Here is a 12,803-nt window from a genome sequence, read left to right on the forward strand (position 1 = left end):
ATCCGGGCGCAAAACAACTGTACAAAAACACAGTATATTTTGAATCAGCACTCTCGAGCCCGGAGAACACCATGGCCTCTCTTGCGATGAAAATCACCCTGGAACGTATCGCCCTTTTCCAATTCACCCCCGCGCATTGCGCTCAGGCCCGAGCGATGCTGGGTTGGAGTGTGGAGGAGCTGTCTCGGGAATCCGGGGTTTCGGTTGACGCTATTCAGCGTTTCGAGGCGGAGCGTGATGTGCGGGATGTGACCCGGCTTGCGTTGGCTTACCGGTTTGAATCGGAGGGTTTGGTTTTCTTTCCGGGGTTCGCGCCGGGGAGAGGGATGAATGTGAAGGGGTCTACGCCGAATCCGGTGGGGCGAGGGGATTATGCGATGGTTGAGTGAGGTGTCAGCGAATGAGTGAAGTCGATGGAAACGACAGCTGTTTTTACGAGGCGCTGAACTATCCCCATGCGGGTCAGATGCGGGCCAAATCTGAGTACGTTATGAAGATTGGCATACTCCTCGAAACCGGTCGGCTAAGTAAGACGGAGGCGGCGCAAAAGCTCGGGCTGTCTCAGGAGGAGTGGAATGAAATGCTCCGTGGAGAATTTCGCGATTTGACCGTGGCAAAGATCTCGGAATATCTAAACCTGCTAGAGGATGAACGCAGGTAGTTTAGTGGTGAAACTCGGGCCGCTCACGTGAGTCGGCCCGGCAACACATCATCAAGCGTTCTGAGTCGCGACCTGATCGCCTACATTTTCCAACCCTACCCACCAAGCACTACCACGCTGCGGATACATGACGTTGAACGCCTCGCCCATTTGCGGTGTGGTAATCGACATATTGCGCTCCCAGGCCAATGCCAGAATCCGGTCGAAAGGTTCGTACCAGGCGTGCATCGACAAATCGAAGGTGCCGTTGTGAATCGGCAGTAACCAGCGACCTTTGAGGTCAATGTGCGCTTGCAGGGTTTGCTCCGGCTGCATGTGAACATGCGGCCATTCGACGTTGTAGGCACCGGTTTCCATGAGCGTGAGGTCGAAAGGGCCGTACTGTTCGCCGATGCGTTTGAAGCCGTCGAAGTAGCCGCTGTCGCCGCTGAAGAAGATCCGCGTGTCGCCGTCGATCATCACCCACGAGGCCCACAATGTGCTGTTGCTATCGAACAGACCGCGACCGGAAAAGTGTTGCGATGGCGTGGCGATGAACTGGATGCCGTCAACTTCTGTGCCCTGCCACCAGTCCAGTTGGCGCACTTTGCTGGCGTCGACGCCCCACTTGATCAGGGTGTCGCCCACACCCAGCGGCGTCAGAAAGTACTTGGCCTTGTCCGCCAGTTTGAGCACGGCTTGATAATCGAGGTGGTCGTAGTGATCGTGGGACAGGATCACCGCTTCGATCGGCGGCAACTCTTCGAGGCTGATCGGCGGCTGGTGGAAGCGCTTGGGGCCGGCCCATTGCACCGGTGAGGCGCGCTCGGCGAAGACCGGGTCAGTGATCCAGAATTTGTCCCGCAGTTTCAGCAGTACCGTGGAATGACCGAGGCGGTAAACGCTGTGGTTGGGTGCGGCGATCAACGCTGCCTGAGTCAGGGTTTTCACCGGGACGGATGCGGTCGGGCGGGTGTTACGCGGTTTGTGGAAGATCATGTTCCACATGATGCGCAAGGTTTTGCGAAAGCCTTCGCGCTTTACCTGTGCATGGTTTCGAAAGAGCCCTTCTACCTGACGGGAAGCTTCAGGAGTAGAGGCGTTATCCGATGGGGAAGTTGATGTGGCCATGACTGAATGACTCCAGGAAAACCACATGATTCGCGGTTCTCCGCTTGGGACGATAATGGCCAAGGCACGCACGCATCAGCCGCAGATTCTATTGTTCACTGCGCAGGATTCACAAAACATTACACTGCACAGTGTAGTTTCTAGGTTGCATCAAACCCGATCACAAGTAAACTGCCAAGTGTAGTTCTCACTTCTTCCTGCCGAAGCGTACTTATGACAGCTCCACAGCGCCTCACCGACCGAAAACGCGAAGCCATCATTCAAGCGGCGATTGCCGAATTCCGTGCCAACGGGTTCGACATCACCAGCATGGACAAGATCGCTGCCATCGCCGGCGTATCGAAGCGCACGGTGTACAACCACTTCCCCAGCAAGGAAGAATTGTTCGCCGAAATCCTCAATCAATTATGGGCGCGGGTGACATCAGAACAGGAAACGCCCTACCACCCTGACCTGCCGCTGCGCGATCAGATGCGCCGGATGCTGATGGCGAAATTGCAGATGCTGGGCGATGACAATTTTCTCGACCTGGCGCGAGTGGCCATCGCCGCCACCATCCATTCCCCCGAGCGCGCCCAGAATATGGTCGCCCGAATGGGTGAGCGCGAAGAAGGCCTGACCGTGTGGATCCGCGCCGCTCAGGCCGATGGCCGATTGAAACCGGTCGCCCCCGAATTCGCTGCACAACAGATTCAGGGAATGCTCAAATCCTTTGCGTTCTGGCCACAGATTTCCATGGGCCTGCCCGGCCTGTCAGCCGAGATGCAGACCACGGTGGTGGAGTCGGCGCTGGACATGTTTCTGGCCTGCTATCAGCTGCAATAAATGACAATGTCCGCCGCTTTAGCAGTGATCGGTAGCGCGGAAAATGACCAAGGCCCACCGAACGCATCGAAAGCCTGACCTCGGAAATGCATCAGCACTTCGTGCGCAAGATCAGCCGAAGGTTTAGCGCTCGCTCACGGCAATCGAAGCGCCCGCCCCAACTCATCGAACAACGTCACCACCGAGCGCAAGGCGCGGCAGTCCGGGCGGGTCAGCAACCAGAGCGCCGTGTCGTAACCGTGTAGCGGCTCGCTCAACGGTTGCAGCCCTTCACCGATGAGGAAGTCCGGTAATGCCGCGACACCGAGCCCGGCCCGTACCAGTTCAGTCACCGACAACATGCTGTTGCAGCGATAACCCGGTGTGACGCCGGGCAACTGCTGACGGCGCCACACGACGGTGGGGTGATCGGGGAGGAAATCGTCCGGCGCAATCCAGGTCAGCGAAGCCAAGTCTTCGGAGTCGACCGATTTCAGATATGCCTCACTGGCACAAACTCGATACGACACCTCCGCCAATCGCCGGCCAACCAAGTGCTCGGGCGGTGTGCGGGTCAGGCGCAAGGCGATATCCGCATCCCGGCGGCTGAGGTTGGCGAAGTCGTTGGAGGTACTCAACTCGATGGTCAGCGCCGGGTAACCGGGCATGAACTTCGCCAACGCCGGCAGCAGCAAGCCTTGCAAGACCGAATCGGTGCAGGTCAGGCGCACCGTACCGCTGATGACTTCACCGCCCTGCTCCACGCCAATGCGCGCCGCCTCCAGCGCCTGTTCGGCCCGTTCAGCCCGTTCAGCCTGCTCGGCCAGGGTTTGCGCCAAGGTGGTGGGCAAGTAGCCGGCGCGGCTTTTTTCGAACAGTTGCTGGCCCAGCGCGGCTTCCAGTCGGCGCACGGCGCGAAATACTGTCGAGACGTCGACCTTCAACAGCGTCGACGCCCGGGCCAGAGAGCCGCCGCGCACCAGTGCGAGGATCAGGGACAGGTCGGGGTAGTCCAGTCGATAGTGCGTTGATGCATTGATCAATTGGGATACCGCCAATATTGAGTGCGTGAACGCCAATCTATAGTGGGTGCCAGGAATCAACAAGCGTGGAGCGCACTCATGGAAACCCGCCCAATCCGCATCGCCCTGATCGGCGATTACGATCCGCAAGTCACCGCTCACCAGGCCATCCCCATCGCTCTCGGCATGGCCGCTGAACATGCGAACACAGACGTGCAGTTCCAATGGTTGGCCACCGACCGCATCAGCGCCGATGCGCCATTGGCGGGCTTCGACGGTTTCTGGTGCGTGCCCGCCAGCCCTTACCGCGATAGGGACGGTGCGTTGCGGGCGATTCGTTTTGCCCGTGAACAGCAGCGACCCTTCCTTGGCACCTGTGGCGGTTTTCAACACGCCGTACTCGAATACGCCCGAAATGTTCTGGGCTGGGACGATGCCGAACATGGTGAAACATCGCCGGATGCGGCGCGAGCGCTGATCACGCCACTGACCTGTTCGCTGGTGGAGGCCGTCGACAGCATTCATCTGGTTGAAGGCTCGTTGATCGCGCAGGCGTACGAAAGCACTGAGATTGTCGAGGGATATCGCTGCCGCTACGGCGTTAATCCAGCATTCGAACGTGAGTTATTGACCCAACAGCTGTGCGCCGTTGGACACGATTCAACCGGCGACTTGCGGGCGGTGGAACTCAAAGGTCATCCGTTCTTCGTCGCGACGCTGTTCCAACCTGAACGCGCAGCACTCAAGGGCAAGCTGCCGCCGCTGGTCCGTGCATTGATCGCAGCCTGCAAGAGGCAGAAGTCATGATCGTCAAGACTCCGCCAGCGCCCTACTACGCGGTGATTTTTACCTCCCTGCGCACTGACGGTGATCACGGTTACGAGCAGGCCGCCACGCGCATGGTCGAACTGGCCCGTGAGCAACCCGGTTTCCTGGGTGTGGAATCGGCTCGGGGTGAGGACGGGCTCGGGATTACGGTCTCCTACTGGGCCAGCGAAGCGGCGATTCTGGCGTGGAAACATCATCCCGAGCACAGTGAGATTCGCGAACGCGGGCGCTCGACCTGGTATTCGTCTTTTCATACGCGGGTGTGCAAGGTTGAGCGGGCGTATCGGTTTGATCAGTGACCATTTGGCGCTCTGAAGAACGCCGACGCAGTCACCGCAAAACTCAGCTCTGCACGAGACTGCGAACCGCCGAAATCTCCGGCACTTCCCGCCGATTCATGTACACCCGCAACGGCTCGGTGATGTTGATCCGATCATCGATGTTCTGATCCAGCAGCAACTGAATCAACTCACGCTTGAGCGTCATGGCCTGCGCGGTACCTGAGGCCCAGACGAATTCGCTGGTGGGAATAATGCCGTCGTCAGCCACGTCCATGCCGAAAGAGTCTTCGCTGAAACGAACAATGTACTGGCCGGTCTTGCGATTGAGGCCGACGAAGCCTTTGAGTTGGTCGGCGGCCTGGCAGATGAGCTCGGAAGTGATGCGCATGATAAACCTCACAGAAGGTCGCAAAGGACCGGTGATCGATGGTTTACACGCAGGGCAAGCGAATGGGCGTTCCCTCTGTCGGGGTAACTGCCGGGGCCAAGAGTACTGCAAAGAAGCGCACAAAAGCGCTGAAAAAATCTGCTTTAAACACGTTTATGTCGGTCTGGCGATAGCGCAAGCGGCGCTCAGTTGTTAAAAGATACGTCTTTGAAAATCTGCGAAAGGACCTCGACCATGCCTGTTACCTTCACCAAGAGCGCCCTGTTGCTGAGTCTGATGCTGGGCCTCGGCCAGGCACAGGCCGCCAGCGAGCCAAGCCCCACCGCACTGGCAACCCGCACGGGCATCCCGCATCCGGCCGTGATCGCCCACCGTGGCGCGTCGTTCGATGCACCGGAATCCACCGCCGCCGCCTACAAACTGGCCCGCGATCTGGGTGCCGACTACCTGGAAATGGACGTGCAACGCAGCAAGGATGGCGTGCTGTTCGCCCTGCACGATGACAACCTGCAACGCACCACCGACGTCGCCAGTAAATTCCCTGAGCGCAAGGACCGCCCGGCCAACGAGTTCACTATCGCCGAGCTGAAAACCCTCGATGCCGGGAGCTGGTTCAACGCTGCCTACCCGGATCGCGCGCGTCCTGCGTACGTCGGTCTGAAAGTTCTGACCCTCGACGAAATCATCGACATTGCCCAAGGCAATCCGCTGCACAAGCCCGGTCTGTACATCGAAACCAAAGAACCGAAGCAGTTTCCCGGGATCGAGCGCGACCTCAAGGAAAAACTCCAGGATCGCGGTTGGTTGAGCCCGGCCGGCTCGAAACTGGCGAAGAGCGATCTGGCGGTTGGCCAGGGCAAAGGTAAAGTCGTGCTGCAAACCTTCGAGAAGAGCAGCCTCGAACTGCTCGAGAAGGAAATGCCGAAAGTGCCGAAAATCCTCCTGCTGTGGGTCGGTGAAGGCAGTATTGAACCGAAATCCAAGGTGACGTTTGCCGAGTCCGGCGACAAGGACAAAGCCACTTACTACGCCAAACAGCAACCGAAAGACAAAGCCGAATTCCAGCAATGGGTCGAGTACGCCAAAGCCCAGGGCGCGATCGGCACCGGCCCTTCTGCCGCGCTGACCAAGGGTGGTGATCAGAGTTACTCGGACCTGGTGCAACCCTGGATGAACCAATACACCCACGATCAGGGCTTGTTGGTGCACGTGTACACCATCGACGATGCCGTGGATTACCAGAAAGTCATGGACGCCGGCGTCGACGGCATCTTCACCAACCGCGCCAGCGAACTGCTCAAGTTCTACAAGCGCCCGGCGGCGGCCAGTGTTGCGCAGTTGTTGCAGAACAACGGGTACTGATGAACGAGGGAACGATCTTCACTCAGTCGCGTTCGGAGAATTAAGGGTGGATTAAGTTGCGCCGGTTAACCTGATCCCACTTAAACAGATCACCCAAGGATAGAACCTCATGAAAACCCTGACTGCCCTGTTCACTGCCGCTGCCCTGACCCTCACCGCTGGCCTGGCCCAGGCCGATGTTCGCGTCGACCAGATCCCTGAGCTGGTCAAAAGCGGCAAGATCAAGCCATTGGAAGAAATGAACCAGGCTGCTCTGAAGTTGCATCCAGGTGCGACCATCACCGACACGGATCTGGATAACCATTTCAACAACTATGAATACGAAGTCGAACTGAAAACCGCTGACGGAAAAGAGTGGGACGTGGATTTTGATGCCGCCACCGGTAAAGTCCTGAGCGACAAGCAAGACACCTGATGCACAAACACCAAGCCGCACGATCTTCGGATCGTGCGGCTTTTTTGCACGTCAAATTCAAGCAATCAAATCGCACCAACGCAGCATCAGCCCGCTAGAATCCCACCACACTGTTCATGCAGAGATGGATTGAAATGGGGCAAGCAGCGGCAGCAGACATCGCCACGATCGCTCGGATCAGTGCGGTGCCGGCGATTCTTCAAGTGATCCGTGAACTGACAGGCCTGCGCTTTGCCGCCGTAGCTCGGGTCACCGAAGAGTCGTGGACAGCGTGTGCGGTGCTCGACCAGCTGAATTTCGGTTTGCAGGTCGGCGGTGAGCTGGACCTTGTCACGACCCTGTGCCACGAAATTCGTCAGGCGCATCATTCGGTGGTCATCGACAAGGCCAGTGAAGACCCGCTTTACCGCGATCACCACACCCCTCGCCTCTATCAGTTCGAAAGCTATATCGCCGTGCCGATTTTCCGCACCGACGGACGCTTTTTCGGCACCATCTGCGCCCTTGACCCCAATCCTGCCCCCCTCAAATCCAGCACGATCCAGAGCACCATGGAATCCTTCGCCCGGATGCTGGCGCTGCAGATCGAGGCCGAAGAAAATCTGCAAAAGACCGAAGCAGCGCTGAGGCAGGAACGGGAAACCGCCAAACTACGCGAGCAGTTCATTGCCGTGCTCGGACATGATCTGCGCAACCCCTTGTTCGCCATTAGCGCCGGCGCCGAAATGCTCCTGCGCAAACTACCCGATCCGGCGAATCAGCAACGGGCCCGGCACATCCTCACCAGCGCCGGTCGTGCGACCAAACTGGTCGATGACGTTCTGGATTTCGCTCGCGGCTCTTTGGGCCGTGGCATTCCCGTGAACATTGAACCGTGCCCGGATCTCGAGGATGCATTGCGGCATGTGATTTCAGAGGTTCAGAGCGTCCATCCCGACCGCACCATTCAATCGTCCATCGGTGACCTGCGCAGCGTTCATTGCGATCGCGAGCGGGTCGCGCAGTTACTCTCCAATCTGGTGGCGAACGCGGTTGCTCATGGCGATCCCGACGGCTCGATCGATATCAGCGCGCAGATCAATGAAGGACAGTTTGTGCTGAGCGTGAAAAATCAGGGGCTGATTGCCGAGGATGCGCTGCCCCATCTGTTCCGGCCCTACTCGCGACCGGCCAGCGGAACACCGCAGGCCGGCCTCGGGTTGGGGTTGTACATTGCCAGTCAGATTGCGCAGTCCCATGGGGGGAAACTGGACGTGGTATCGACCGAGCAACAGGGCACGACGTTTACCTTCAGTCTTCCAGCACGGAGTTAAGCGGTCGTACTGACCAAGGAACCGAAAGTAGATTACCGTGGTCATCGACATCGACACTGCGGACTTGAGATCGACTGTGTACCGACTCGGTAAGCAAACCGGTACACAGCCCTTCCCGTTACGCGCTTAAGCGCGCCGTCACTTCATTCAACTGCCCCGACAACCCGTGCAGGTTGTGGCTGGCCGCTTCCGTGCGCTGCACATTGTCCAGATTGGTGCTGGCGATGCTGGTGATTTCGGTGAGGTTGCGCGAGATGTCTTCGGCCACCGAGGTCTGCTCTTCGGCGGCGGTGGCGATCTGGCGGTTCATGTCGCGGATGGCTTCCACGGCAAGGGTGATGCGCTCCAGCATGGCGCCGGCCTGAGTCACTTGCTCGACACTTTCCTCACTGCGCGACTGACCGCTTTCAATTGCCTGAGCGGCGTTCACCGCACCGGTCTGCACCGTTTGAATGATCTGGTTGATCTCGATGATCGACGCCGCCGTGCGCTGAGCCAGGCTGCGGACTTCATCGGCCACCACGGCGAAACCGCGCCCTGCTTCGCCGGCACGGGCCGCTTCAATGGCTGCGTTGAGCGCCAGCAGATTGGTCTGCTCGGCGATGCCGCGAATCACTTCCAGCACCTTGCCGATGCGCCCGCTGTCAGTTTCCAGACGACGGATGACCGTGGCGGTATTGGCAATTTCGCTGCGCATTTGGGTGATGGTGTGAATGGTGCCCTGCATGACCTTTTCGCCCTGCTGGGCGGACTGGTCGGCATCGTCGGCGGCACGTGCCGCATCGGCAGCGTGGCGTGCGACTTCTTGCGCGGTAGCGGACATTTCGGTCATCGCCGTGGCCACCTGATCGGTGCGGTTGAACTGCTCGTTAGTGCCGCTGGCCATCAGGGTGGCGATGGAATTCAGCTCACCGCTGGCGCTGTCCAGATCCGAGGCGCTGCGCTGCAAACGGTTGAAGGTTTCGGCAAGAAAATCGCGCAGGGTATTGGCGGCCATCGCCAGTTTGCCCAGTTCGTCCTGACGGGAACTGGCCACGCGTTCGGCGAAACGACCCTGACTGAGTTGCGCCACGTACTCGATCAGTTTGCGAATCGGTTCCACCAGGTTGCGGTTGACCAGCCACAGGCTAAATAACCCGATCAATAGACCCGAGGCGAGCATCACAATGATCCCCAGCAACACGGTGCGGTCAGCGTCGGCGCTGATCAGCCTCGATTGCTCGGCACCCTGCTTGCGCAATTCGCTGACCAACTCACTCATCTGATCGCTGGTCGCGCGGTCCACACCTTTGACCGCCGTGTCGCCAACCGTTGGGTTGGCGCCTGCCGCCACGTAGGCGTCACGGCCCTTCTGATAGGCCGCGCCCAACAGGCGATGTTCGTCCCTCAGGCGTTCGATGCGAGTCTTGAGTGACGGCTGGATACCCTTCTGCCCGGCCAGTTCACCGAGGATGCCCTGCACATCGCGCTGACGGTCTTCGAATTGCTTCCAGTATTTGTCCAGATCCGCAGGCTGCTTGCCGCGTAGCAGGACGTTTTTCCACTCCTGAACCTGAACCTTGAATTGCAGGTTGGCTTCATCGATCAATTGCGAGGTATGCAGCGGGCCTTCGATCAGATTCGCGTAGTTCTGAACACCGCTGGACAGAAAGTGAAAGCAGGCCAGGGCAATCAGCAACATGGCCAACAGGCTGCCGCTCAACAAGGCAAGGATTTGTGCTCTCAGGGATTTTTGCAAAAACATCGAGTGATCTCATGACAGGGATAAGGCACGCCCGGCAGGCGTGCAAGGTGTCCGGACATCCCTGTCAGCGACGCTGGCCCAAGACCGCACCGCGAAGTTCAACATCAACATCATCGGCGTGCCAGAGCCTTTCTTTAACGCTTCCGACCACCGGTAGAGTGAATTTTCAGCGCCACTAGACTGTCACAAGGCGGTCAAAAATCCTTGCAATGATGCGGCTCAAGTGAACCTGTGAAACCCGCGACAGGCGCCTCCTCACAGTGAGACCTCATGAACCACAGCATCGACCAAAGTCATCGCGACACGGACCTGTTCGGTCTGCTGTACGGTTTCAGTTTTCGCCCCGGCGAGCGCGGCCGCGAGCTCGATTCGGCCAAGGCGTTGCAATGCCTGCAACAGCCCGGCGACAGCGACGAATTTCTCTGGTTGCACCTGAACCTCGCCCACGCCGCCTGCGAGCGCTGGATGAAGAGCCATCTGGAGTTGCCGGACGAGTTTTTCGAAGCGCTGCATGAGGGTTCACGTTCGACGCGCATCGAGCATGTGGATTCGGCGTTGCTGGCGGTGGTCAACGACGTGGTGTTCAACCTCAGCAGCATGGTTTCCTCGGATGTCTCGACGCTGTGGGTCTGCGCCCGCAGTCGTCTGATCATCAGCGCACGCCTGCAACCGCTGCACTCGGTGGACAAGCTGCGTTCCTCGGTGAAGGCCGGTGAATATTTTCGCTCGCCGCTGGAATTGCTGGTGCATCTACTGCGCGATCAGGGCGAAGTGCTGACCCAGATCGTGCGCAAGACCAGCCTCAGCGTCGATCAGATCGAAGATGAGTTGCTTTCCTCGCGGCTGTCGACCAACCGGGCTGAGCTGGGTGCCAATCGTCGAGTGCTGGTGCGTCTGCAACGCTTGTTGGCGCTGGAACCGGGCTCATTGCTGCGCCTGCTCAATCGCCCACCGCAATGGTTGCAGAAGGAAGACGTCAAGGAGCTGCGCAAGTCCACCGAGGAGTTCGCGCTGATCATCAACGACCTCACGGCTTTGGGCGAGCGGATCAAACTGTTGCAGGAAGAAATCGCCGCCAACCTCAACGAACAGAGCAACCGCACGCTGTTCACCCTGACCGTGGTGACGGTGCTGGCGTTACCGATCAACATCATCGCCGGGTTCTTTGGCATGAACGTCGGAGGGGTGCCGCTTTCCGGCGACCCGGAAGGGTTCTGGATTCTGGTGGCGTTGGTCGCGACGTTTACCGTGATCGCCGGGCGTTGGGCGTTTCGCAAGCGCCAGGATTATTAAGATCAAAAGATCGCAACCTCGTTTCACTCGACAGCTCCTACATTGGAATGCGATCCCTGTAGGAGCTGTCGAGTGAAACGAGGCTGCGATCTTTGCTTTTAAGCTTCGTAAGACTGACGCATGACAAACCGCTCCCGTACCACGTCATACGCCCAGTGGTAGACGTAGGTGTACGGCAGGAAAAACAGCAACACGCCGATATCCAGCACGAACGCTTGCCACAGGCTGACCTTCAGCCACCAGGCAATCAACGGCACACCCACCGCGACCAGACCGCCTTCGAACAACAGCGCATGGACAACACGTACCCACGCGTTGTGCACGAGGTTGTAGTGTTTGAGCGCACGGTCGAACAATCCGTTGAAGACCACGTTCCAGGCCAGGGCAAGTGCCGCGATAGCCATGGTCACGACGCCCATATCGAGCATCGGCTTGTCCATGATCCAGGCCAGCAACGGGGTACAGATCAGGATGGCCAGCAATTCGAAACCGACGGCCTGGAAAATACGTTCAGTGATGGATTTGTTGGCGCTCATGGCCAGACTCCTCTGAGTGACTGTGGTTGCCATGATCCTTCTTCACACCGATACTTCATAACCAATAACCATCGATCAAGGCGATAGTTCATGGCCTCTCAAGAAGTGTTGCAGGCCTTCGTTCAGGCAGCGACTCAAGGCTCGTTTTCCGCCGCGGCGCGCAAATTGGGCCGCAGTCAGTCGACCATCAGCGCCGCCGTGGCCAGCCTTGAAATCGACTTGAACCTGACACTGTTCGACCGCAGCAGCCGCAAACCGAGCCTGACCCCGGCCGGGCACGTGATGCTGCAACGGGCCGAGGAAATCCTGGCCGCCACCAGCCGACTGGAAATGACCGCCAGCCAACTGTCCCAAGGGGTCGAGCCAAAACTGACCGTGGCGATTTCCGACACGTATCAGTCCGACCGATTCGAAGCGGCGCTCAGCGCCTTCGAGCAGCGTTATCCGGACCTGGAACTTGAATGCCTGATCGCCGAATGCGATGACTTGGTGGCATTGGTACAACGGGGTCGGGCGCATGTGGCCTTCGCCGAAAAACAAGACAGTTACCCGCCGGACCTGGTCAGTTCGACCGTGGAAGAACGGACCGAGATTGCCCTGTTCGTGTCCCGCGAGCATCCGTTGGCGGCGCTGAACCACATCGATCAAGACGTGTTGCAACAACACCGGGAGCTGCGTCTGGCGACGATCGTCAATCCGTATGAAAGCCGTGCGAAGGGACGCGTCTGGTCGGCGCCGAGTTATCTGATGCTGCTGGAAATGGCCCAGGGCGGATTCGGCTGGGCGCCGTTGCCGCGGTGGCTGGTGGAGCGGTTCGGGCCAGGGACGTTGCAGGAACTGGACGTGCGCGGCTGGCCAAAACCGGTGTTCGTCGATGCACTGTGGTCGCGGCTGCATCCGCCAGGGCCGGCGGGGAGTTGGTTGTTAGGCAAAATGCTGGAATAGCGGCGCTTGAGGGCCACCCCTCACCCCAGCCCTCTCCCCACGGGGGAGAGGGGGGAAAGGGAGCAGATCTCGGTGCTTTTCAAATTCTGAGTTCAACTCAA

The 12,803-nt window shown here is 58.8% G+C and carries 15 protein-coding genes and 1 pseudogene; 10 read left to right on the forward strand and 6 right to left on the reverse strand.

Annotation, left to right across the window (positions count from 1 at the left end):
• Positions 1 to 71 precede the first annotated feature (71 nt).
• Positions 72 to 389: a helix-turn-helix domain-containing protein gene (locus tag QFX16_RS22265; protein ID WP_283181363.1), complete on the forward strand. Its 318-nt coding sequence runs from the start codon at positions 72 to 74 to the stop codon at positions 387 to 389.
• Positions 390 to 400: 11 nt separating this feature from the next.
• Positions 401 to 661 carry an XRE family transcriptional regulator gene (locus QFX16_RS22270; protein WP_283181364.1) on the forward strand — a complete coding sequence of 87 codons (261 nt, stop codon included), beginning with the start codon at positions 401 to 403 and terminating at the stop codon, positions 659 to 661.
• Between the two features lie 51 nt (positions 662 to 712).
• On the opposite strand, the gene QFX16_RS22275 is transcribed toward QFX16_RS22270, so the two are convergent.
• Positions 713 to 1,771: an MBL fold metallo-hydrolase gene (locus tag QFX16_RS22275; RefSeq protein WP_283181365.1), complete on the reverse strand. Its 1,059-nt coding sequence runs from the start codon at positions 1,769 to 1,771 to the stop codon at positions 713 to 715.
• A 213-nt stretch (positions 1,772 to 1,984) separates the two neighbouring features.
• Between QFX16_RS22275 and QFX16_RS22280 the strand changes: the two genes are divergently transcribed.
• Positions 1,985 to 2,596, forward strand: coding sequence for a TetR/AcrR family transcriptional regulator (locus QFX16_RS22280; RefSeq protein WP_283181366.1), 612 nt, complete (start codon positions 1,985 to 1,987; stop codon positions 2,594 to 2,596).
• 134 nt (positions 2,597 to 2,730) lie between these two features.
• On the opposite strand, the gene QFX16_RS22285 is transcribed toward QFX16_RS22280, so the two are convergent.
• Positions 2,731 to 3,681: a LysR family transcriptional regulator gene (locus QFX16_RS22285; protein WP_283184617.1), complete on the reverse strand. Its 951-nt coding sequence runs from the start codon at positions 3,679 to 3,681 to the stop codon at positions 2,731 to 2,733.
• Between the two features lie 15 nt (positions 3,682 to 3,696).
• Here QFX16_RS22285 and QFX16_RS22290 point away from each other — a divergent pair, with 15 nt between their 5' ends.
• Both QFX16_RS22290 and QFX16_RS22295 read left to right on the forward strand, forming a co-directional pair.
• Positions 3,697 to 4,404, forward strand: coding sequence for a CTP synthase C-terminal region-related (seleno)protein (locus QFX16_RS22290; RefSeq protein ID WP_283181367.1), 708 nt, complete (start codon positions 3,697 to 3,699; stop codon positions 4,402 to 4,404).
• Positions 4,401 to 4,724, forward strand: a complete 324-nt coding sequence (locus QFX16_RS22295; RefSeq protein WP_283181368.1) for an antibiotic biosynthesis monooxygenase family protein — start codon at positions 4,401 to 4,403, stop codon at positions 4,722 to 4,724. Before QFX16_RS22290 ends, QFX16_RS22295 begins: the two co-directional genes overlap by 4 nt.
• A gap of 43 nt (positions 4,725 to 4,767) precedes the next feature.
• Here QFX16_RS22295 and QFX16_RS22300 read toward each other — a convergent pair whose 3' ends face one another.
• The gene (locus QFX16_RS22300) at positions 4,768 to 5,094 is read right to left on the reverse strand and encodes a DUF2025 family protein (protein WP_283181369.1); all 327 of its coding nucleotides are present in this window, start codon (positions 5,092 to 5,094) and stop codon (positions 4,768 to 4,770) included.
• A gap of 234 nt (positions 5,095 to 5,328) precedes the next feature.
• Between QFX16_RS22300 and QFX16_RS22305 the strand changes: the two genes are divergently transcribed.
• The 3 genes from QFX16_RS22305 to QFX16_RS22315 all read left to right on the forward strand — a co-directional run bounded on the left by QFX16_RS22305 (position 5,329) and on the right by QFX16_RS22315 (position 8,184).
• On the forward strand, positions 5,329 to 6,456 hold the full coding sequence (locus QFX16_RS22305) for a glycerophosphodiester phosphodiesterase (RefSeq protein WP_283181370.1): 1,128 nt from the start codon (positions 5,329 to 5,331) through the stop codon (positions 6,454 to 6,456).
• A gap of 109 nt (positions 6,457 to 6,565) precedes the next feature.
• Positions 6,566 to 6,871 (forward strand): PepSY domain-containing protein, encoded by a 306-nt coding sequence (locus QFX16_RS22310; RefSeq protein ID WP_283181371.1) that lies wholly within the window; start codon positions 6,566 to 6,568, stop codon positions 6,869 to 6,871.
• Positions 6,872 to 7,005: 134 nt separating this feature from the next.
• Entirely contained in the window at positions 7,006 to 8,184 is a 1,179-nt protein-coding gene (locus QFX16_RS22315; protein WP_283184618.1) for a GAF domain-containing sensor histidine kinase, read from the forward strand.
• Positions 8,185 to 8,302: 118 nt separating this feature from the next.
• Here the strand turns inward: QFX16_RS22315 and QFX16_RS29830 are convergent, their stop codons facing one another.
• Positions 8,303 to 9,181 carry a methyl-accepting chemotaxis protein gene (locus QFX16_RS29830; protein ID WP_439900139.1) on the reverse strand — a complete coding sequence of 293 codons (879 nt, stop codon included), beginning with the start codon at positions 9,179 to 9,181 and terminating at the stop codon, positions 8,303 to 8,305.
• A gap of 54 nt (positions 9,182 to 9,235) precedes the next feature.
• Positions 9,236 to 9,928 (reverse strand): annotated as a pseudogene (locus QFX16_RS29835) (methyl-accepting chemotaxis protein); the annotation flags it as partial.
• Between the two features lie 270 nt (positions 9,929 to 10,198).
• Between QFX16_RS29835 and QFX16_RS22325 the strand changes: the two are divergent.
• A complete protein-coding gene (locus QFX16_RS22325; RefSeq protein WP_283181373.1) occupies positions 10,199 to 11,221 on the forward strand; it encodes a transporter in 1,023 nt (340 codons plus the stop codon).
• Between the two features lie 98 nt (positions 11,222 to 11,319).
• Here the strand turns inward: QFX16_RS22325 and QFX16_RS22330 are convergent, their stop codons facing one another.
• Positions 11,320 to 11,757: a multidrug/biocide efflux PACE transporter gene (locus QFX16_RS22330; RefSeq protein ID WP_283181374.1), complete on the reverse strand. Its 438-nt coding sequence runs from the start codon at positions 11,755 to 11,757 to the stop codon at positions 11,320 to 11,322.
• Positions 11,758 to 11,847: 90 nt separating this feature from the next.
• Between QFX16_RS22330 and QFX16_RS22335 the strand changes: the two genes are divergently transcribed.
• Positions 11,848 to 12,702: a LysR family transcriptional regulator gene (locus QFX16_RS22335; RefSeq protein ID WP_033056778.1), complete on the forward strand. Its 855-nt coding sequence runs from the start codon at positions 11,848 to 11,850 to the stop codon at positions 12,700 to 12,702.
• Positions 12,703 to 12,803 lie beyond the last annotated feature (101 nt).

This window comes from Pseudomonas svalbardensis, from assembly GCF_030053115.1.
Taxonomy (GTDB): Bacteria; Pseudomonadota; Gammaproteobacteria; order Pseudomonadales; family Pseudomonadaceae; genus Aquipseudomonas; species Aquipseudomonas svalbardensis.

Excerpts from the sequence above, each read along its gene's own strand:
- QFX16_RS22335 (WP_033056778.1), top strand. The coding sequence starts at position 11,848 with ATGGCCTCTCAAGAAGTGTTGCAGGCCTTCGTTCAGGCAGCGACTCAA.
- QFX16_RS22325 (WP_283181373.1), top strand. The coding sequence starts at position 10,199 with ATGAACCACAGCATCGACCAAAGTCATCGCGACACGGACCTGTTCGGT.
- QFX16_RS22270 (WP_283181364.1), top strand. The coding sequence starts at position 401 with ATGAGTGAAGTCGATGGAAACGACAGCTGTTTTTACGAGGCGCTGAAC.
- QFX16_RS22280 (WP_283181366.1), top strand. The coding sequence starts at position 1,985 with ATGACAGCTCCACAGCGCCTCACCGACCGAAAACGCGAAGCCATCATT.
- QFX16_RS22315 (WP_283184618.1), top strand. The coding sequence starts at position 7,006 with ATGGGGCAAGCAGCGGCAGCAGACATCGCCACGATCGCTCGGATCAGT.
- QFX16_RS22295 (WP_283181368.1), top strand. The coding sequence starts at position 4,401 with ATGATCGTCAAGACTCCGCCAGCGCCCTACTACGCGGTGATTTTTACC.
- QFX16_RS22275 (WP_283181365.1), bottom strand. The coding sequence starts at position 1,771 with ATGGCCACATCAACTTCCCCATCGGATAACGCCTCTACTCCTGAAGCT.
- QFX16_RS29830 (WP_439900139.1), bottom strand. The coding sequence starts at position 9,181 with ATGGCCGCCAATACCCTGCGCGATTTTCTTGCCGAAACCTTCAACCGT.
- QFX16_RS22265 (WP_283181363.1), top strand. The coding sequence starts at position 72 with ATGGCCTCTCTTGCGATGAAAATCACCCTGGAACGTATCGCCCTTTTC.
- QFX16_RS22310 (WP_283181371.1), top strand. The coding sequence starts at position 6,566 with ATGAAAACCCTGACTGCCCTGTTCACTGCCGCTGCCCTGACCCTCACC.
- QFX16_RS22330 (WP_283181374.1), bottom strand. The coding sequence starts at position 11,757 with ATGAGCGCCAACAAATCCATCACTGAACGTATTTTCCAGGCCGTCGGT.
- QFX16_RS22300 (WP_283181369.1), bottom strand. The coding sequence starts at position 5,094 with ATGCGCATCACTTCCGAGCTCATCTGCCAGGCCGCCGACCAACTCAAA.
- QFX16_RS22290 (WP_283181367.1), top strand. The coding sequence starts at position 3,697 with ATGGAAACCCGCCCAATCCGCATCGCCCTGATCGGCGATTACGATCCG.
- QFX16_RS22305 (WP_283181370.1), top strand. The coding sequence starts at position 5,329 with ATGCCTGTTACCTTCACCAAGAGCGCCCTGTTGCTGAGTCTGATGCTG.